Source organism: Pseudomonas sp. TYF_14, from assembly GCF_043105275.1.
In the GTDB taxonomy this organism is placed as follows: Bacteria; Pseudomonadota; Gammaproteobacteria; order Pseudomonadales; family Pseudomonadaceae; genus Aquipseudomonas; species Aquipseudomonas alloputida.
In genome coordinates, this window is sequence record NZ_JBICLK010000029.1 from 84,686 (window position 1) to 103,920 (window position 19,235).

General features: G+C 63.8%; 16 protein-coding genes. 5 read left to right on the forward strand and 11 right to left on the reverse strand.

What is annotated here, in order from left to right; translation table 11 throughout:
* Nucleotides 1-92: 92 nt before the first annotated feature.
* The 4 genes from ACF8O8_RS08120 to ACF8O8_RS08135 form a co-directional block, all read right to left on the reverse strand.
* Nucleotides 93-2,345 carry an ATP-binding protein gene (locus ACF8O8_RS08120; RefSeq protein WP_392509492.1) on the reverse strand — a complete coding sequence of 751 codons (2,253 nt, stop codon included), beginning with the start codon at nucleotides 2,343-2,345 and terminating at the stop codon, nucleotides 93-95.
* Complete coding sequence (locus ACF8O8_RS08125; protein ID WP_010954564.1) at nucleotides 2,342-3,124, reverse strand: ABC transporter substrate-binding protein; 783 nt, start codon at nucleotides 3,122-3,124, stop codon at nucleotides 2,342-2,344. Before ACF8O8_RS08125 ends, ACF8O8_RS08120 begins: the two co-directional genes overlap by 4 nt.
* Entirely contained in the window at nucleotides 3,121-3,837 is a 717-nt protein-coding gene (locus tag ACF8O8_RS08130) for a response regulator (RefSeq protein ID WP_010954565.1), read from the reverse strand. The genes ACF8O8_RS08125 and ACF8O8_RS08130 overlap by 4 nt, the downstream gene beginning before the upstream one ends.
* 73 nt (nucleotides 3,838-3,910) lie before the next feature.
* On the reverse strand, nucleotides 3,911-4,555 hold the full coding sequence (locus ACF8O8_RS08135; protein ID WP_010954566.1) for a TetR family transcriptional regulator C-terminal domain-containing protein: 645 nt from the start codon (nucleotides 4,553-4,555) through the stop codon (nucleotides 3,911-3,913).
* Nucleotides 4,556-4,671: 116 nt separating this feature from the next.
* Here ACF8O8_RS08135 and ACF8O8_RS08140 point away from each other — a divergent pair, with 116 nt between their 5' ends.
* Nucleotides 4,672-5,418 carry an enoyl-CoA hydratase-related protein gene (locus ACF8O8_RS08140; RefSeq protein WP_010954567.1) on the forward strand — a complete coding sequence of 249 codons (747 nt, stop codon included), beginning with the start codon at nucleotides 4,672-4,674 and terminating at the stop codon, nucleotides 5,416-5,418.
* A 53-nt stretch (nucleotides 5,419-5,471) separates the two neighbouring features.
* Here the strand turns inward: ACF8O8_RS08140 and ACF8O8_RS08145 are convergent, their stop codons facing one another.
* The 3 genes from ACF8O8_RS08145 to ACF8O8_RS08155 are packed head-to-tail and all read right to left on the reverse strand — an operon-like array spanning nucleotide 5,472 to nucleotide 9,644.
* Nucleotides 5,472-6,530 carry a lipocalin-like domain-containing protein gene (locus ACF8O8_RS08145; protein WP_392509493.1) on the reverse strand — a complete coding sequence of 353 codons (1,059 nt, stop codon included), beginning with the start codon at nucleotides 6,528-6,530 and terminating at the stop codon, nucleotides 5,472-5,474.
* Nucleotides 6,520-8,979, reverse strand: coding sequence for an ABC transporter permease (locus ACF8O8_RS08150; protein ID WP_392509494.1), 2,460 nt, complete (start codon nucleotides 8,977-8,979; stop codon nucleotides 6,520-6,522). The genes ACF8O8_RS08145 and ACF8O8_RS08150 overlap by 11 nt, the downstream gene beginning before the upstream one ends.
* Nucleotides 8,979-9,644 carry an ABC transporter ATP-binding protein gene (locus ACF8O8_RS08155; RefSeq protein ID WP_392509495.1) on the reverse strand — a complete coding sequence of 222 codons (666 nt, stop codon included), beginning with the start codon at nucleotides 9,642-9,644 and terminating at the stop codon, nucleotides 8,979-8,981. Before ACF8O8_RS08155 ends, ACF8O8_RS08150 begins: the two co-directional genes overlap by 1 nt.
* A 280-nt stretch (nucleotides 9,645-9,924) precedes the next feature.
* Here ACF8O8_RS08155 and ACF8O8_RS08160 point away from each other — a divergent pair, with 280 nt between their 5' ends.
* Nucleotides 9,925-10,992: an aromatic ring-hydroxylating dioxygenase subunit alpha gene (locus tag ACF8O8_RS08160; protein WP_010954571.1), complete on the forward strand. Its 1,068-nt coding sequence runs from the start codon at nucleotides 9,925-9,927 to the stop codon at nucleotides 10,990-10,992.
* A 12-nt stretch (nucleotides 10,993-11,004) separates the two neighbouring features.
* On the forward strand, nucleotides 11,005-11,955 hold the full coding sequence (locus ACF8O8_RS08165; RefSeq protein WP_392509496.1) for a PDR/VanB family oxidoreductase: 951 nt from the start codon (nucleotides 11,005-11,007) through the stop codon (nucleotides 11,953-11,955).
* 6 nt (nucleotides 11,956-11,961) lie between these two features.
* Here the strand turns inward: ACF8O8_RS08165 and ACF8O8_RS08170 are convergent, their stop codons facing one another.
* From ACF8O8_RS08170 to ACF8O8_RS08180, 3 genes are all read right to left on the reverse strand, one after another.
* A complete protein-coding gene (locus ACF8O8_RS08170) occupies nucleotides 11,962-12,675 on the reverse strand; it encodes a GntR family transcriptional regulator (RefSeq protein ID WP_003256147.1) in 714 nt (237 codons plus the stop codon).
* Between the two features lie 145 nt (nucleotides 12,676-12,820).
* Complete coding sequence (locus ACF8O8_RS08175; RefSeq protein ID WP_020192871.1) at nucleotides 12,821-14,074, reverse strand: OprD family porin; 1,254 nt, start codon at nucleotides 14,072-14,074, stop codon at nucleotides 12,821-12,823.
* Nucleotides 14,075-14,176: 102 nt separating this feature from the next.
* The gene (locus tag ACF8O8_RS08180; RefSeq protein WP_060489344.1) at nucleotides 14,177-15,517 is read right to left on the reverse strand and encodes an MFS transporter; all 1,341 of its coding nucleotides are present in this window, start codon (nucleotides 15,515-15,517) and stop codon (nucleotides 14,177-14,179) included.
* 560 nt (nucleotides 15,518-16,077) lie between these two features.
* On the opposite strand from ACF8O8_RS08180, the gene mrdA reads away from it, so the two are divergent.
* Nucleotides 16,078-17,973, forward strand: a complete 1,896-nt coding sequence (gene mrdA / locus ACF8O8_RS08185; RefSeq protein WP_392509497.1) for a penicillin-binding protein 2 — start codon at nucleotides 16,078-16,080, stop codon at nucleotides 17,971-17,973.
* A 42-nt stretch (nucleotides 17,974-18,015) separates the two neighbouring features.
* Here the strand turns inward: mrdA and ACF8O8_RS08190 are convergent, their stop codons facing one another.
* The gene (locus tag ACF8O8_RS08190) at nucleotides 18,016-18,642 is read right to left on the reverse strand and encodes a glutathione S-transferase family protein (protein WP_392509498.1); all 627 of its coding nucleotides are present in this window, start codon (nucleotides 18,640-18,642) and stop codon (nucleotides 18,016-18,018) included.
* A 220-nt stretch (nucleotides 18,643-18,862) separates the two neighbouring features.
* On the opposite strand from ACF8O8_RS08190, the gene ACF8O8_RS08195 reads away from it, so the two are divergent.
* Nucleotides 18,863-19,180: a DUF2388 domain-containing protein gene (locus ACF8O8_RS08195; RefSeq protein WP_014590534.1), complete on the forward strand. Its 318-nt coding sequence runs from the start codon at nucleotides 18,863-18,865 to the stop codon at nucleotides 19,178-19,180.
* Nucleotides 19,181-19,235: the final 55 nt, after the last annotated feature.

Below are 19,235 nucleotides of genomic sequence, written 5' to 3' on the forward strand. Positions count from 1 at the left end.
GCAACACGGTTGCCATGGATTATTGGAAACGGATGTAAGGCGCCGTTATACGAACGGATCGAAGATGTAAAAAGTCGTAAGCTTTTTGTACGTCAGCTCTGAATCAGCTGTTCCAGCGTGGCACTGGCCTGACCTAGCTGGGTGGCCAACGGCTCGCCGAGGGCTTGCATGGCCTGTACGTCATGCTGCCGGGCCGCCTCCTCCAGACCACGCAACACCGTCGCCAGCCCGGTAAACCCCAGGGAATCGCAACTGCCAGCCAGGCGGTGGGCCAGGTGCAGCACTTCGGTGAAGTCCTGGGCTGGCAGCGCCTCGGCCAGCGCCGTGGCGTGCTGCTGCAGTGACTGGCGCAGGACCTTCAGCAGGCCTTGCAACTTCTGCTCCCCCAGCAGTGAACGGTGGGTGTCGAGCAATGACCAGTCCATGTCTGCGCCAGCGCTGGCCACTTCACCGGGCGCTACGTCAGCCAACGCCTTGCGCAGGCTGTCCAGCCGCAACGGCTTGGCCAGTACGCCCTGCATACCAGCGTCCAGATAACCCGCGACCTGGCCCGGTTGCACGCCGGCCGTCAGCGCCAGGATCCGACTGTGGCGGTTCGGCCCCCGCGAGCTACGCAGCTGTCGGCACAACGCCACCCCGCTCATGCCCGGCAAGTGCACGTCCAGCAGAACCAGGTCGAAGCGCCGCTGCGCGCATGCCTGCAGGGCTTGGCTGGCGTCTTCGGCAAAGCTTACCCGGTGACCGTCGCGCATCAGCAGGCCACCAGCAACCTCACGGTTCAGGGCAACGTCTTCGACCACCAGGATATCCAGGCTGGGCAAGGGCGAAGGAGCTGGTGACCCCGCTGAGACAGGCTGCCCGCGAGCCATGTCGAGCTCGAACCAAAAGCAGCTGCCCTGCCCTTGAACGCTCTCAAGGCCGATGCTACCGCCCAGTTTTTCCACCAGGTGCTTGCAGATCGCCAGGCCCAGGCCAGTGCCGCCATAGCGCTGGGTCACAGCTTCGCTGGCCTGGACGAAACGGTCGAAGATCTTCGCCTGAACGGCGGGCTCGATACCGATACCATTGTCACGGACCGACAGCCGCAAGCGCTGCGAGCACTCGTTATTGGCAAGCACCTGTACCGTCAGCTGTACCTGGCCGTGCTCAGTGAACTTGATGGCGTTGGCCAGCAGATTGCTCAGCACCTGTCGCAGGTACTGCTCTGCGCCGTACTGGTACGCGGCCAGTTGCTCATCGACCTGCAGTTGCAGGGTGTCGGCATTCTCCATGGCCATGGGTTCGAGCAACGCCAGCACTTCCTGGCACAACTGACGCAAGGAAAACACCACCCGTTCGGCGCGGCTCTCGCCTTCTTCGAGCCGGGCGAAATACAGCACTTCGTTGAGAATCGCCAACAGCCCCTCGCCGGCCTTGTACAAGGCCTCGACACGTTGGCGGTCGGCGACCTCCAGGCGCCCGCCGCGCAGCAGTTCGGCCATGCCCAGAATACCGTTGAGCGGCGTACGCAATTCATGGCTCATGGTCGCCAAAAAGCGCGACTTGGCCAGGTTGGCAGCCTCGGCCTCGTCCTTGGCCCGAGCCAGGCTGGCCGTACGCCGCTCGACCATGGCCTGCAATTCGTCGCGTTTGTCCTGTAGTTCCAGGCGGTCACGCTCACGGCGCTCGATATCGCTGAGGATGGCGCGACGCATATCGTCCAGGGCATTGGCCACCGTGTCGATTTCGTCGGGGCGCGACGATCGGCGGCGGCCAAGGCGCAACGGCTCCTGCCACTGGCCGGCGCCAATGCGGCGGGCGAACTCGGCCATCACTTGCAGATGGCGGGTGACCAGGCGATAGAACAGCCCTGACAGCGCCACTGCCAGGCCGCACAGAAACACACCCATCCACAACAGGCTGGCAAGGCCCGTGGCGTAAAGCCGCCGGTGTACCGCCCCAAGGTCGATGCTGACCTCCAGTTCGCCCAGGTGCCTGACCGGCCCTGAGGGCGGCTGATAGTCGAGGGGGAAGCGCTCGATGCGCAGCGGCCCTTTTGGCTCGGCCTCACCGCGTAACAATGTGAAATCATCACTGACCAGACGCACCCGCGTCACATCGGAAAAGTCCACCAGGCCGCGCAACTGAACATCCAGCTGCGCCTCGTCGAGGTCCCACAGGCTGCGCTCCAGGCTGGCCAGGTAGCCGGCGCGGATCAACGCCATGCGTGCCTCAATATCCCGCATTTCGCGACGGTACTCGAAGTACAGCTGCACGCCGCTGGCCAGCACCGTGAAGCACAAGCTGAACAGCAGGATGAACAGCAGCAGGCGGCGCAGCAGGCCATCGGTGCGCAGGCGGATCATCGTGCATCTGCCGGCAGGTTGATCATGTCGCGGTAAGTGACCTCACTTTGCTCAAGCCAACGCGCGATCTCGCCCGCCTGGTTCATCCGCTGCAACTGCGCGTCGATTTCAGCCATGTGCTGGCTCAAGGGTGACTGTCGCGATACCGCCACCCGCAGGTAGTCCACGCTCAGTGCCGTGGGCAATGCGCGAATATCCTGCGCCCCGGGCAGGTGTTCGATGAACAGCAGCCCGGTGCGCCGCTCCTGAATCACATAGTCGATGCGCCCGCGGATCAGCTTGCCGAAATTCTGCTGGCTGGACGATACCCGCTCGATGTTCTGGTGGCGGGCGACGAAGCGGTCGAACTCGGCGCCATAGCTTTCACCGTACAGCAGGCCGCCGCGATAACCCGCCAGGTCCTCCAGCTGCTGGAACTGCACCGGTCGCTTGCGGTTGTAGAACACGGCCACTTCCTCGCGCATCACCGGCTCCGTGGAAAAACGCATACGCTGGTCACGTTGGTCGCTGTTGTAGGCCAGGACCACGTCCACCCGCCCGGCGGCGGCATCCATCAGGCAGCGCTTCCAGTTGCCCAGCACCACGGTTTGCACCTCGTAGCCCATGCGCGCGAACAGTTCGCGCACCACGGTGGGGGCCAGGCCGCGCACCTGATGGCCGTCGCTCCAGGAAATGGGCGGGTACACCGGGTAGTCGCAGTAGCGCACCGGCTCACTGGCACTGGCGTGCAGGGTGGGCAACGTCAAGGCCAGCGCCAACTGCCAGGCGCGAGGAATCATGCTGCCACGCTGGCGGTGAACAGGTAGCCGGTGCCGTGAATGGTGATGATCAACTGCGGTTCGGCCGGGTCGTCATGCAGCTTGCGCCGCAGGCGGCCGACCAGCACGTCGATGGAGCGGTCGTTGGGCACCCACTCGCGGTTGCGAATCTGGTCCATCAACTGGTCGCGGCTGAGGGTGTGGCCGCTGTTGCGCAGGAACACACTGAGCAACTGGAACTCGCCATGAGTCAGCAGGGTTTGCCCGCCACAGGCGTCGATCAGGCGCCGGCGGTCGGTATCCAGTGCCCAGTCGGCGAACTGCTTCAGCGATTGCGCGCAGGCTGGGGCGGGGTGCGCCTCGCGGGCATGGCGCACGCGGCGGATCAGGTTTTTCGCCCGGGACACCAGCTCGCGGGGGTTGAGCGGTTTGATCACGTAGTCATCTGCGCCGCATTCCAGGCCAACGATGCGGTCGATATCGTCATTGCGCCCGGTGATGAGGATGATGCCAACCTCCGAGCGCACCCGCAGTTCGCGGGTCAGGGTGAGGCCGTCCTTGCCGGGCAGGCGGATGTCCAGCAGCACGAGGTCGACGTCCTGGCTGCCAAGCAGGGCTTCGGCCCTTTCGGCGGTGTCGGCGCAGTGTACGTCGTAGCCTTCCCGGGACAGGTAGGCCTGCAGCAAGTCACGAACAAGCGGATCGTCATCGACGATCAATACCCGAGGCGTCATTGCGTGTTGTCTCTTTTTATTGGTGTTGTTCTACACACTCGCGACAGCAGCGTACTCGTTACTGAACAGGCGATCAACAGCCCTCGGACAGGCTGAAGCGCCTGCGGCCACCGGCCTGCAGGCCGTCGACCCAGGCCTCGCAGATGATCACGCCCTGCTCGGGGGTGAAGGTGCCGGGGTTCAGGCCCGACTCCAGCCACAGGCCGTCGAGCAAGGCGCTCAGGCTGATGGCCGCCAGGTCGGCATCGAAGCCCTGCCAGCCCTCCTCCTCGGCCAGCCTGGCCAGTAGCTGGCCAAGTTCGTTGCGGTACTCGCCGTAGGAGTGGTCGTGCACCTGGTTGATCGCGTCGGCGGTCTTCACCGCCCCCCAGAAAGCCAGCCAGGCATCGAGCAATTGCGGGTCGAGCAGCTCGGCGCAGAACGAGGCACGAAAGAACGCGGACAGCCGCTCGCGGGCATTGGGCGCGGCCTGGGCCATGGCCTCACGCAACAGGCCCATCACCCGACCGGTGACGGCCATGTAAGCCTCTGCCACCAGTTCGTCCTTGCCCGCGTAATGGTGGCTGATCAGCCCGACCGAGACCCCGGCCTCGGCCGAAATCTTGCGGATCGACGCCCCCTGGAAACCATGGCGTTTGAGGCACACCAGGGTCGCCTCGACCAGGTTGGCTTTGCGCAATTCCGGCAGCATGCGGTGGTAGCGGGCTTCCTGAGTCATCGGTGGGTCTCTGGTTAGGGGCTGGACTGAACGACTGTACAACAAGCCGGACTGCGTGATAAACCCTAAGCACCACTGCCCGGCAGGGCCCTCTCACAACAACAAAAGCGGCTGCCATGAACGACCTGATCACACGCGAGCTGGACCAAGGCCTGCTGACCCTGGCCTTCAACCGCCCCGACAAGCTCAATGCCCTGAACACTGCCATGTACCAGCTGCTGGGTGACCTGTTGCTGGCGGCAGGTGAAGACCCCGCTGTCGATGCCATCATCATCACCGGTGGGCCGCACTGCTTCAGCGCTGGCAACGACCTTCGCGACTTCCTCGACAACCCGCCCAGCGACCTGGACAGCCCAGTGTTCCGCCTGATGCGGGTGGTCATGGGCCTGGACAAGCCGCTGATCGCAGCGGTCAGTGGTGCGGCGATCGGCATCGGGGCCACCCTGTTGCTGCACTGCGACCAGGTGCTGGTCAGCCGCTCGACCAAGCTGCGCATGCCTTTCGCGCCGCTGGGTGTGTGCCCGGAGTTTGGTTCCAGCCTGCTGCTGCCGCGTGTGCTTGGCCAGGCCCGGGCGGCACGCTTGCTGCTGACCAATGCATTGCTGGATGGCGAACAGATGCTGGCCTGGGGGCTGGCCAATGAGCTGCATGAAAACGGCGAACAGTGCCTGGAAGCTGCCCGCACGCTGGCGCGGCAGCTGCAAGGCTACCCGCAGGCGGCACTGCGTATCAGCAAGCGGCTTCTCAAGGACAGCCAGCGGGCAGAGCTGGAGGCCACGGTGGCGCGGGAAAGCCAGTTGTTCATCGAATGCTTGCGTACTGAAGAAGCGCGGGCAGTGCTGCGAGGGCTGATCAAGGATTGAAGGGTCTGGCGCGACCTTTATGGGAACAACTGTCTTGCTCAAACGTTGTTGCACTAGTAGCCGGTCATCTCCAGATACCCGCGCCCGCCCGCACTCCCCTTCAAGCGTACCGGCCCTTCCCAGTACGGGAACCGTGTCTGCATCCACGCCTGCGGCTCAACGGCATCGACCTGCACATCCACCCCATGCTCCGGCACTTGCACCCGCCAGCGCGTCGGTACCTGCTTGCCGTTTTTCTGCGCAGACCAGGCCAGGGCCTGCAGCTGGATCTGTGCGGCGTCCAGTGCCACCACGTCACCTTGTGGCCCTACCCAGGTCCCGGCGCGATAGGGTTCCCCGTGGGCTTCCCGTACCTGGAACAGCATCAGCTTGGCGCCACTGTCCAGGTGCAGGGAAAACCAGTCCCAGCCGGTCTGCCCGGGGGCCAGCGGCTGGCTGCTCCATTCCCGGTCCAGCCAGGCCTGCCCGGTAACCGCGATGCACAAGCTGCCACGCTGGACCTGCCCCTGGACCTGGTAGAACGGCTGGCTGTAATAGTACGAAGCCTGGCCCTTGCCAGATTTTTCGCTGTAGCCCTGCTCACCATGCAGCACCAAGGGAAGATCGCTGTGCAACTGCAGGTCATAGCGAAAACCATCGCCACTTGCGACCATCTGTAGCTGTTCGATACCGCCCTGGCCCTGCAACACCCAGTCATTGATCCATGCGCGAAACGGCTGGGCCTGCACGCCGGCCTGGCCGATCCCCCCCCGCGCCAGGGTTTCAGCAGCCTGATGGCCACCCGGCGCGGTCAGTGCTGCATGCCCCATCCACAGGTTCGGGCTGTTCCAGCCGCTGGTCTCCGGACCGGGGCGCAAGGCCGAGCGGAACAGTGTCCACTGGGCGCCCCAGTCACGGCCCTGGGCGTCCTTGAGGTTGGCGGTGACATACCACCACTCGATACGAAAGCCATCGTGGGGACCGTGGTCATGCGGGAAGACCAGACGATGATCGCGGGTCACCTGGCTGAACTCGCCAGCCTGCTGCCCGAGCCCGGCATAGCTTTGCGGTGCAGGCTGATCACAGCCGCACAACAACAACCCGCTCAGCAACAGCCACGCACTAAGCTTCATCGGACAACGGTCTCAACAGTTCGCGCGGCGGGCGGCGCGCCAGCTGCCACAGCGGCCAGGCGCAGGCCAGCAGGCTGGTGAGCATGCCCAGCACGGTCAACTGCAGCAGTTGCATGGGGAACACATACAGCGGTAAACGCCAGCCGAAGGCCTGCACGTTCACCACCGCGACCAGGCACCAGGCCAGCAACAGCCCAAGCGGAATCGCCAGCAGTACGGTGAAGCCGCTGAGCATGAGTGTCTGCCCCAGGCTCAACCAGACCAGTTGCATGCGCCGCACCCCCAGTGCCCACAGCGGTGCCAACTGGCCCAGCCGCGCCTGGCCCAGGGTCAGCAGGTTGATGAACAACGCCACACCGGCCACGCCAAGGGTAAGGCTGTTGAGAGCTGCGGTGGCGGCAAAGGTGCGGTTGAAGACGTCGGTCGACCAGCGTTTCAGGCGCGCCTGCTCGACCACCCGGCTGTCATCCAGGGCAAAGTGCTGTTGCAGCGCGGCCTTGAGCGATGCCACCCCTTCAGCGTTCAGGTCGACACTCAAGCCGGCCAGGGTTGCCTGTGGCCAGTGGACGCGCAACCAGCCGGCATTGACCAGTACATGCCCCTTGGGGTTGCCGTAATCGGCATAGATCCCCACCACGGGCATGGCTGGCGTGCCTGCGGGCAGCTTCAGGCTGTCACCCAGTTGCAGGTTCAATCGCCTGGCCAACTGCTCACTGAGCATCACGGCTTGTCCGCTGGCCAGTTGCTGCCAGGCGCGCGAATGCTGTTCCAGCAATGGCCAGCGCGTACGATAGGCAGGGTGATCGACAATGCCCTGCACTTGCACCGGCCAACCTTGCAGCTGCATGTCTGCGCGCCAGCCGGGCATGACCACGCTGGCCCCGGGCTGCTGCTTGAGCCACTCGACTATCTGCAAGCCTTGGGCCGTGTCCCGCGGGGTGACATACAGGTCGGCGGAGAGGCGCAGGTCAAGCCAACCGACAAACGTCTTGCGAAAACCCTCGGTCATGCTGCCCACGCCAACACTGGCAGCCAGGGCCAGCAAAAGGGCGACCAACGCCAGGCTCAGGGCTGGCAGCTGCTGGCGGCTGTCAGCCACGAACCATTGCGCCAATGGCCGGTGGCAACGACGCGCCAGCCAGGCCAGTACCTGATCGAGCAAGGCCGGCAACAGCAGCGCCGCCGCCAGCAGCAACCCTGCCAGCATGGCGAACGCGCTAAGCAAGCCAGCCCCGAAGACACCACAGCCCAAGGCCAGCAACAGCAGCAGGCCCGCTAGCAAAGCCTGCCGTTGCAACCATGGCCCCTGCGCCAGTCGCCAGGCCTGGGGTTGCGCCAGCGCCAGCAAAGGCAACCGGGCAGCGCGCATTACACTCTCCAAGCCGGCCAGCAATGCACCGAGGACACTCACCAGCACACCCAGCAGCCACCAGCCCGCCGGCAGGCTCAACGTGCCGGCGACCTGGGCGCCATACAGGCCACGCAGGCTGGCGGCCACGTCGGGCAGCAGCCACGCGGCCAATGCGTAACCACTGGCCACCCCGGCCAGCCCACCCAGTGCCGCGAACAAGCCCAGCTCCAGCACCAGGGCGCACAGCAGGGTCTTCAGGCTGACGCCGCACGCGCGCAGGTTACGGATCAGCCCACGGCGCTGCTCCAGCGCCAGACCGATTGCGGCGTGGGCAATGAACAAGCCGACGACGAACGCCAGCAGGCCGAGCGCGGTCAGGTTGAGGTGGAAACTGTCGGTCAGGCGCTGCAAGCCACCATCGTCCTGCCGCGGCTGCAGTTCAAGATAGCGGGCGATATCCGCAGGCAACGGCCCGGGGGTATCGGCCAGCAGCAGACGAGACAACTGCCCCGGTGCGTTCAGCAACGTCTGCGCGTGGCCGATGTCCACCACGATGACCCCGGGTGCCAACGCAGGCTGCAAAACCATAGGCGGCAGCAACTGCCCTTCACTGTCGCGGGTCGGCGATCCGGGGCTTGTGTTCAGTTGACGCAAGGTGTCTGGTCCAACCCAGGCTTGCCCGGGCGAGCCGACGAACGCTTGCAGATCGAATGCCTGCACCTGCACCCCGGCAATGCTACTGGCAGGTGGCAGGCTCAACGGCTCGATGCCGATCAGTCGCACACTGCGTGCGGGCTCGCCCGGCAAGCGCAAGCGCCCTTCCAGCACCGGCGAAACAGCCCAGCCCAGCCTGCGCAGTTGCACGTACAACGCCTGATCGAAGCGCTCGCCATTGCGCGCGATCAGTTGCGCCTGCAGCGGCCCGGTCAATACCGCGCTGGCCCGGGCATAGTCGCTGCGTGCCTGGCTGTTCAACGCCTGCACGCCGGTCCACAACGCCGTGGCCAGCCACAGGCCAGTGAAGATGCTGAAGCACTGCACACGATGGCGCCGCCAGTGGCTGAGCAGCGCCAACAGGGCCAGCGACAAAAGCTTCATCAGCCCTGCTCGGGCCGCAAGCGGCCGGCCTGCAGGTAGCAACGGTGCTGCAAACGCGCCGCCAGCCGCGGGCTGTGGGTCACCATCAGTACCCCGCTGCCGGCTTCGGCGACCAACTGCAGCAACAAACTCAGCACCTCGTCACTGCTGGCTTCATCGAGGCTGCCGGTCGGTTCGTCAGCCAATAGCCAGGCCGGGCGCCCGGCAAGCGCACGGCCGATCGCGACGCGCTGCTGCTGGCCGCCAGACAGTTGTTCCGGGTAACGCCCGAGCAGGTCCGCCAGGCCCAGGCGCTGCGCCAGGTAAGCCGCCCAATGCGGGTCATGCCGCCCGGCGAGACGGGCCTGGAAGGTAAGGTTCAGGCCCACGTCCAGGCTGCTGATCAGGTTGTACTGCTGAAACACCAGGCCGATCCCCTCCCGTCGCCACTGCGCCAGCGACGCTTCCGAACGGCCATCGAGCGGAACGTCGTCGATCAGAATACGGCCACTGTCCGCTCGGTCCAGGCCAGCCACCAGGTGCAGCAAAGTACTCTTGCCGCTGCCCGACTCGCCCATCAGCGCCAGGCTGCTGCCCCGCGCCAGGCGCATGTCCACCCCCTGCAAAATGGGGAGCGGGCCTTGGGGGGTGGGGAATGATTTGTAGAGTTGTTCGATGGCTAGCATCGAGTGGCCTTGATGGGTTGGGTGTCCCTTTAGGCATAGCAGGTTCGGCCAGGCCTGCTCCCGCACCGGCCGCATTGATCGATCTCGCCGGTGCCTTCCTGTTCAGACGACGTGCCGCTGCAGCCGCCCCCTCGAATCGCAGAGGGGCCCCATCAATGGATCCACTAAAAACCGATAATCGCACAGAATCTGCACTTACCAAGCAAAATGCATTGACCTACCACGCCGACCGTAGCCTTAATGGATCCATTAAATAAAAACAAAACCCGGAGAGCCTCCCATGTACCCCAAAAACACCTGGTACGTCGCCTGCACCCCCGATGAGATCGCCACCAAACCCCTGGGCCGACAGATCTGCGGGGAAAAAATCGTGTTCTACCGCGCCCGCGAGAACCAAGTAGCCGCCGTCGAGGACTTCTGCCCGCACCGCGGCGCACCGTTGTCGTTGGGCTATGTCGAGGACGGCAACCTGGTGTGCGGCTACCACGGCCTGGTGATGGGTTGCGACGGCAAGACCGTGTCGATGCCGGGCCAACGGGTGCGTGGCTTCCCCTGCAACAAGACCTTTGCGGCCGTCGAGCGCTATGGCTTCATCTGGGTCTGGCCCGGTGACCAGGCGCAGGCCGACCCGGCGCTGATTCCGCATCTGGAATGGGCGGTGAGTGATGAGTGGGCCTACGGCGGCGGGCTGTTCCACATCGGTTGCGACTACCGCCTGATGATCGACAACCTCATGGACCTCACCCATGAAACCTATGTGCACGCCTCCAGCATCGGCCAGAAGGAGATCGACGAGGCACCGCCGGTCACCACCGTGACCGGCGACGAAGTGGTCACCGCCCGGCACATGGAAAACATCATGGCGCCACCGTTCTGGCGCATGGCCTTGCGTGGCAATGGCCTGGCCGACGATGTACCAGTGGACCGCTGGCAGATCTGCCGTTTCACCCCACCTAGCCATGTGCTGATCGAAGTGGGTGTAGCGCATGCCGGCAAGGGCGGCTACCACGCCGAGGCACAGCATAAGGCGTCGAGCATCGTGGTCGACTTCATCACCCCTGAGAGCGATACCTCTATCTGGTACTTCTGGGGCATGGCGCGCAACTTCGCTGCGCACGACCAGACCCTGACCGACAACATTCGTGAGGGCCAGGGCAAGATTTTCAGCGAAGACCTGGAAATGCTCGAACGCCAGCAGCAGAACCTGCTGGCCCACCCCGAGCGCAACTTGCTGAAGCTGAATATCGACGCCGGCGGCGTGCAGTCACGCAAAGTGCTGGAGCGGATCATCGCCCAAGAGCGTGCGCCGCAGCCGCAACTGATCGCCACCAGCGCCAACCCTGCCTGAGGAACAGCCGACATGATCGATGCCGTAGTGGTATCCCGTAACGATGAAGCGCAGGGTATCTGCAGCTTCGAGCTGGCCGCGGCAGATGGCAGCCTGCTGCCGGCGTTCAGCGCCGGCGCCCATATCGACGTGCACCTGCCCGACGGGCTGGTGCGCCAGTATTCGCTGTGCAACCATCCCGAAGAACGCCATCGCTATCTGATTGGCGTACTCAACGACCCGGCTTCGCGGGGCGGCTCACGTAGCCTGCACGAGCAGGTGCAGGCCGGCGCCCGGCTGCGTATCAGTGCGCCGCGCAACCTGTTCCCGCTGGCCGAGGGTGCGCAGCGCAGTTTGCTGTTTGCTGGCGGTATCGGCATTACCCCAATCCTGTGCATGGCCGAGCAGCTGTCCCACAGCGGCCAGGCCTTCGAGCTGCACTACTGTGCCCGCTCCAGCGAGCGTGCGGCGTTTGTCGAGCGGATCCGCAGCGCGCCGTTCGCTGATCGGCTGTTCGTGCATTTTGACGAGCAGCCGGAAACGGCGCTGGACATCGCCCAGGTGCTGGGCAACCCGCAAGATGATGTGCACCTGTATGTATGCGGGCCCGGCGGGTTCATGCAGCATGTGCTGGACAGCGCGAAGGGGCTGGGCTGGCAGGAGGCCAACCTGCACCGCGAGTACTTCGCCGCAGCACCGGTGGATGCCAGCAACGGTGGCAGTTTCTCGGTGCAGGTGGGCAGCACGGGACAAGTGTTCGAGGTGCCAGCTGACCGGACCGTGGTGCAGGTGCTTGAAGAGAACGGTATCGAGATCGCCATGTCGTGCGAGCAGGGTATTTGCGGCACCTGCCTGACACGCGTGCTGCAGGGCACACCGGACCATCGCGATCTGTTTCTCACCGAAGAGGAACAGGCCCTGAACGATCAGTTCACGCCCTGCTGCTCGCGCTCGAAGACGCCGCTGCTGGTGCTGGACATCTGACCCGGCTTACGACGAGGGCAGGATGACTTTCATGCCCGCGTCTGCCGCAGCCCCGCCAAAGGTTTCGGCATAGCGCAAGGTGGCATTGGCGTGCTCGCGCATGATCGCTTCGGCGCGGGCACCCTGGCGGTTGACCAGGGCGTCGAACACGGCGTGGTGCTGCATATGGGCGAAGTTGAAGCGCCGGTATTCGCGAGCCAGATCATGGCGGTCCACCGCCAGTGCGGTGACCGAGGCGAATGGCAGGTGATCGTTGCGCGCCAGGGCAACGGCAATGGCCGGGTTGTGGCTGGCGTCGATGATCACCTGATGAAAGCGCATGTTCAGGTCGTGATAGACCTGCAAGTCGTCTTCGCTCACAAAGCCCTTGTCGAACAGTTGATCGCCGTCGACCAGGCATTGTTGCAACGCAGCGCGTGCTTGCACCGACAAGCCACGTTCTGCAGCCTGACGCGCCGCCAACCCCTCCAGCACACCGCGCACCTCGACCGCACCCGCGATGTCATCGGCGCTGACCGAGCGCACCTGAAACCCCCGGCCACCAAAGCGCACCAGCAGGCCTTCCTGTTCGAGGGTGCGAAATGCCATGCGCACCGGCATGCGTGAAACGCCGAACAGTTCAGCGGTTGGGACTTCCATCAAGCGCTCGCCGGCCGCCAACTCGCCTGAAGCGATCATCTTGCGCAACGCAACCAGCACCATCTGACCGGGTTTGCTCATCCAGGCGACTTCCAAAGACATGAGCGGGCATCTTAGCGCAAGCCGAGGGGTTGCTGCAGGCCTGTTGTAGGAGCGGGTTCACCCGCGAAGCAGGCAACGCGGAACATGGCACCGGCTGCGCCGGTGTTCGCGGGTGAACCCGCCCCTACAAGGTCAGCGGATAGCTGACGATCAGGCGCGTCTGGTCGAGATCACTGTTGAAGCTGCGCCGGTTGGTCGCGTTGTTCAGCCGGATGTTGAGGTTCTTCAAAGCCCCGCTCTGGAAGGTGTAGTTCACCTCGGCATCGCGCTCCCACTCCTTGCCATTGCTGCCCGCCGCCGTGGTGGCGTTCTCGCCATGCCCGTACCGCACCATGGCCAGCAGCCCTGGCACACCGAGCGCGGCAAAGTTGTAGTCGTAACGCACTTGCCACGAACGCTCGTCAGCATTACTGAAGTTACCGTTGAACATGTCGTTGCCCAGGGTTCGCCCACTGCTGCCGTAAACCGACATCCACTGACTGTCGCCACTGACCTTCTGCAACCCCAGGTACAGCGTGTGGCCACTGTGCGAAGCTGACAGCAAAGCGTAACCGGTGCGGCTCTGGATGTCGCCGATGCGCGCCTGTCCGTCATCCCGGTCGATGAAGTAGCCAAGGTTGGCCCCCAACGTCCACTCCCCTACCCGCTGACTGTGCAGCAGGTTGAAGTAGCTTTGCTGGTAGATGTCCTCCAATTGCGAGTGCCAGGCGCCGATCAGTGTTCGCTGCTGGTTGAAGCGGTACTCGGCGCCGGCGTAGTTGAAGCCGTCCGAGGTGACCCCGGGCGCGGCCCAGGCAGATAGGTCCTGCATGTCCGAAGAGTGGCGCAGGCTCACCTCGCGGTACTGGCCGGCCTGCAGGCTCAGGCCTTCGATTTCCCGCGAGTCGAGCATGGCACCACGGAAGGTCTGCGGCAGCAGGCGGCCATCGTCGTAACGCAACAGCGGAATATCCGGCAACAACTCCCCCACCTTCAGCTCGGTCGCGGACATACGCAGCTTCGCCGCCAGCCCGGCCCGACCGTAGTCGTCGGCCGCTCGCCCGTCATCGTGCACCGGCAACAGTTCTGAGCCGCTTGTACCGCCGCCGCTGTCCAGCTTCACGCCGAACAGGGCGATACCATCCAGGCCAAAACCGATCAGCCCCGGGGTGTAGCCAGAGCTGAACTTGAAGATGAAACCCTGGGCCCACTCTTCAACCTTGCCCTTGGCGGCCCCCGGGTCGCGGAAATCGCGGTTGAAGTAGTAGTTGCGCAATGTCAGCCCACCCTTGGCATCCTCAAAGAAGCCACCCTCTTGCGCCCAGGCCGGCAAACCAAGGCCAAACGCCAGCGAAACAGCCAGGACCGAACGGGCCAGCGTGCAAGTTGTGTCCATCATTATTATTGTTCTCCACGTTCAATAGGCGCAGCAGACCGCCCCAGGCCAGCATGACCCGGAGCAGTAAGTTGCATTCAGATACCCGGCCAGGCCGGGTTACACTCAGTGGCTCAGTGCATCAGCAGGCAAGGCAGACGCAGGCTTGGCCGTTGGGCGCAACAGCAGCAGGCAACCTGCGGCAAGCACGAACACGCTGGCGAACACGCCATACAGATGCAGGGGTTGCCAGCCACCATCGAGCAGCACGCCAGCTACGGTCGGCGACAGGATCGCGCCCATGCGGCCGATGCCGATCCCCCAACCCACACCGGTGGCGCGTACCGATGCGTCATAGACCACCGGCGACAAGGCATACAGCCCAGCCACGCAGCCGTTGGAAAACAGCCCGATCAGCAGGCCCAACGCCAGCGCCGCAGTGACCGAGGCACCATTGGCCACGAACAGCACCAGCAGCGCGGCGGTGATGAGCATGAACAACGCCAGCACGCGAGTCAGTGGCCAGCGCGAAGCCAGGCCGCCGATCAGCGCCGCGCCAACGATGCCGCCCACGCTCAACAGCACGCCGCCGGTGATGCCTTGCTGGGCCGACAAGCCGGCGGCCACCAACAGTTTCGGCGTCCAGCTCATCACGAAGTAGAAGCCGAACATGACCAGGAAGAACAGCAACCAGATCACCAGCGTGGTGCGGCGCATGGCCGGCGCCAGCAGCTGCCTGAACCCGGTTTTGGCACCCTCTGCCCTTGCGGCAACAGCCGGTAGTTGCGCCAATGCCGGCTGGCCAAGGCGCACGGCCAGGCGGTTGACCCGGGCCAGAGCATTGGCCGGCCGGCGTGCCAGCAGAAAGTCCAGCGACTCTGGCAACCACAGCAGTACCAGCGGGATCACCAGTACGGTGACGACGCCGCCAAACAGAAATACCGAGCGCCAGCCCCAATGCCCCAGCAGCCATACCGCCAGCAAACCGCCAAGGGTCGCACCCAGCGCATAGCCAGTGGACTGCAGGCTCACCGCCAAGCCGCGCCAGCGTTTGCTGGCATATTCACTGGCAATCACATTGCTGCTGGCCAGGATGCCACCGATGCCCAGCCCGGTCAGGCCGCGCAGCAGCGCCAGTTGCAGCGGGCTCTGGCTCAGTGCCGAGAGCAGCATGCCGATACCGGACAGCGCCAGACACAGCAGGATCAGCGGACGTCGGCCAAAGCGGTCAGCCCACGGCGCGATGAACAATGACCCGGCCGCCATACCGAACAAGCCGGCACTGAGCAGAAGCCCAACCTGCGCCCCATTCAGGCCCCACTCGGCAGACACCGAGGCGGCGGTGAAGGCCATGACCAGCACGTCGAAGCCATCGATCATGTTGAGGATGATGCAAATACCAATGGCCAGGCACTGAAAGCGACCCATCGGGTCGTTGTCCAGACGTTGCTTGAGATCGGTATTCATGGGGTCACCTGCCGGCCAGGCTTGGCCAAAGGCGAGAGGAACGATGCGCACGCGCAGGCGCAACGGGAGGAACCCTGACGGTTCAGTGCCGCTGGATAGCCATTCATGACTGGACCCTTTTTGTAATTGTTATCGCATACGGCAGGAGGGCTCCGGCCGTTGTCAGGCGCTAATCAACCAGATAATGGATCCACAGACAACGTGACGAAACCACTGCCTAACTATCAGGCGCGACCAATTTCAGTTCATTGCCAGTAAAAATCATATTTTTTATAAATAAATTCAATAGTTTATAAATTCACAACCAACGAAAACTGATGTTCGGTTACCGAACAGAATCGATTTGTGGATCCACAAATCATAAAAAACCACCCCTGACTCGTCATCATGACTCCGCAATGAACAAATCTTCATATTCCCCCTCAGCGCCCTGATCATGGGGCACACAGCCGATGCCAGCCAGCGGGCAGCCGGGGCTCGTCTTGAGGGTGCGGTACGGGTTGCGTAGCATCCGCGGCCCGATCGCGCGCGTATTGCCACCCCTCAGGATCGATTCACAGATGCCGCAACCCATCCCGCTAAAGGACCACGAAAAGGAAAAGCACCTGGTCAACCGTCGGCTTCTGGCCTGCGCTGCCATGGTGTTCAGCCTGTGTGCCGTCTTGGTGGGCCGGCTCTATGTACTGCAAGTGATGCAGCACGACCAGCAAACGGCCGTGTCGGAAAACAACCGCGTGCACGTGCTGCCCATCGCCCCCGAACGCGGGCTGATCTACGACCGCAACGGCGTGGTACTGGCCGACAACAAGCCCAGCTTCGACCTGACCATGACCCGGGAGCGGGCCGGCGGCGACTCGGCCAAGGTGCTCGACACCCTGACGCAGGTGCTGGGCCTGACCGAAGACGACCGTAAGCAGTTCGACAAGGACCTGCGCCGTGGCCGCAAACCGTTCGAGCCCGTAACCCTTATGGTGGGCCTGAGCGAGGAGCAGATCGCCCTGGTAGCGGTGAACCAGTTCCGCCTGCCGGGCCTGGAGGTGGAGCCGCAGTTCATCCGCGAGTACCCACTGGCCGGGCATTTCGCGCATTCAGTGGGCTATGTGGGGCGCATCAACGAGAAAGAAGCCAAAACGCTCGACAGCACTGAGTACCGCGGCACCCAATCGATTGGCAAGACCGGCATCGAGCGCTTCTACGAAAGCCAACTGCATGGCCACGTGGGCTACGAAGAGGTCGAGACCAACGCTCAGGGGCGGGTGATGCGCGTGCTCAACCACAAGGACCCGACCCCCGGGCAGGATATAGTCCTCACCCTCGACGCCCATTTGCAGATAGCCGCAGAAAAAGCGCTGGGTGACCGCCGTGGCTCGGTGGTGGTATTGGACCCGGCCAATGGTGACGTACTGGCGATGGTCAGCAACCCCAGCTTCGACCCCAACTTGTTCGTCAAGGGCATCAGCTTCAAGCAGTATGCCGCGCTGCGCGACTCCATCGACCGCCCACTGTTCAACCGCGTCCTGCGCGGCCTGTATGCGCCCGGCTCGACCGTGAAGCCTGAAGTGGCCATCGCTGGCCTCGACAGCGGGGTGATCACCCCTGGCAGCCGGGTGTTCGACCCGGGCTACTACGAACTGCCCAACTATGACCACAAGTACCGCAACTGGAACCGCAGCGGCGACGGCTGGGTGGACATGTACACCGCCATCATGCGTTCCAACGACACCTACTTCTACGACCTGGCGCACAAGTTGGGCATCGACCGGCTGCACGACTACATGGCCGAGTTCGGCCTGGGCCAGAAGGTGTCGCTGGACATGTTCGAGGAAGCCTCCGGGCTGATGCCCTCGGCCGAGTGGAAGCGCGCCACACGACGCCAGGCCTGGTTCCCCGGCGAGACGCTGATCCTTGGCATTGGCCAGGGTTACATGCAGGTCACCCCCCTGCAGTTGGCCCAGGCCACCAGCCTGCTGGCAAGCAAGGGCGTGTGGCACCGCCCGCACCTGGCCATGACCGTGGGCGGCGATACGCCGATCGACCCAAACCCCATGCCCGACATCGTGCTGCACGACAAGCATGCCTGGGACCAGGTCAGCCAGGGCATGCAGATGGTCATGCACGACCCGCGCGGCATTGCCCGCGCCGCGGCCGCCGGTGCCCAGTACCGAATTGCCGGCAAAAGCGGTACCGCGCAGGTGGTGGCGATCAAGCAGGGTGAGCGTTACAACCGCAACAAGACCCTTGAGCGCCACCGCGACAACGCCCTGTTTGTCGGCTTTGCTCCGGCTGAGCACCCCAGTGTGGTGGTGGCGGTAATGATCGAGAACGGTGAGGCTGGAGGCCGGGTCGCAGGGCCGGTGGTGCGGGAGGTGATGGATGCTTATCTGCTGGACGAGCAAGGGCACCTGAAGCCGGAGTATGCGGGCGGCGCACCCACTCGGGGTGTGCCACACACGTGATTTCGCCGGGCCGCCGTGGTGCCGGTTTTTGCCGCGAATGGGTCAGGATGCCGTGCGCGGCATCAGCTCATACGGGTGTTTCCACCCCGGCAGTGCCTGGATGCGGGCTTTCCACGCCTCGATGTGCGTGAACACTGCCAACGGGATACCGGTGTCTTCCGGCATGAACACATACCCGGCCAACGACAGGTCGGCGATGGTCAACCGGCCACCGACCATGAATGGCGTCTTCGCCAGGTGCGCGTCGACAATACGGTAAGCCGCCGTGGCACGCTCGCGCAGGAACCGCGTCACATCGGTTTCGCCGGTGTTCTTCAGGCAAAACAAAAAGCGCAGCGCAGCGTAATAGCTGGTGAACTTATGGTTGTCGAACAGCATCCAGCGCCAGATCTCGCGCTTTTCATCTTCATCGCGAGGCCCGAACTGGCCGGTCTGTTCGGCAAGGTATTCCAGAATCAGCGCAGACTGGGTGAAGCGCTTGCCAGCATGCTCCATCACCGGCACCTCGCCCTGCTCGTTCACCTCATCGCGCCAGGTTTGCTCACGCGTCTGGCCGTGGAAGAAGTCGACGAACACCGGCTGCCAGTTCTGGCCGGTGAGTTCAAGCATGAGCGCAGCCTTGTAGGCGTTGCCGGATTCGGCGAAGCAATGCAGCTTGTAGTCGGACATGGGCGAACCTTCAGTTTCCTTTGAATGATCGGCAGGGCCCTCTGCGGATTTGCCCGCGAAGCACCATCCACCCAAGCAAATCACGCGCGTCCCGACGCGGTCAATCCATCGTCAGGCCCGACACTCTCAAGCCAGAGAAAGGGAACTACCCGCACTCCCCACCCGTCTTACTCACTGAGTGGTTTATTTCCCTGTGCTTCACGCTTCTGGAGAACACGACATGCGCCACCTACTGCTCGCCCCTGCGCTGCTGCTTCTGATGCCTGCCGGAGCTGCCCTCGCCCGCGTCGATGCGGGCGACGTCGCTACCTCGGCCGGTGTTTCCGCTTCGCTGTATTCGACCTTCAAGGATGACAAACGCATCATCCCGGCCCGTGACGAACTTTCAGCATTCGTCGCCAGCGGCGGTGCCATCCGCGGCGCCTATGTGGAGTCGGCGCTTGAACAGGCCCGCAAGGACCATCCAGGGCTACAGGCCAATGATGAAGAACTGGCCCGGGCTATCTTGTCGCAAGATGACCCTGTGGCTGACCATTGAGTAAACCTGTACCGGCCCTTGCGCGGCGGTTCGACACGAGAGGGCCGGTACAGGG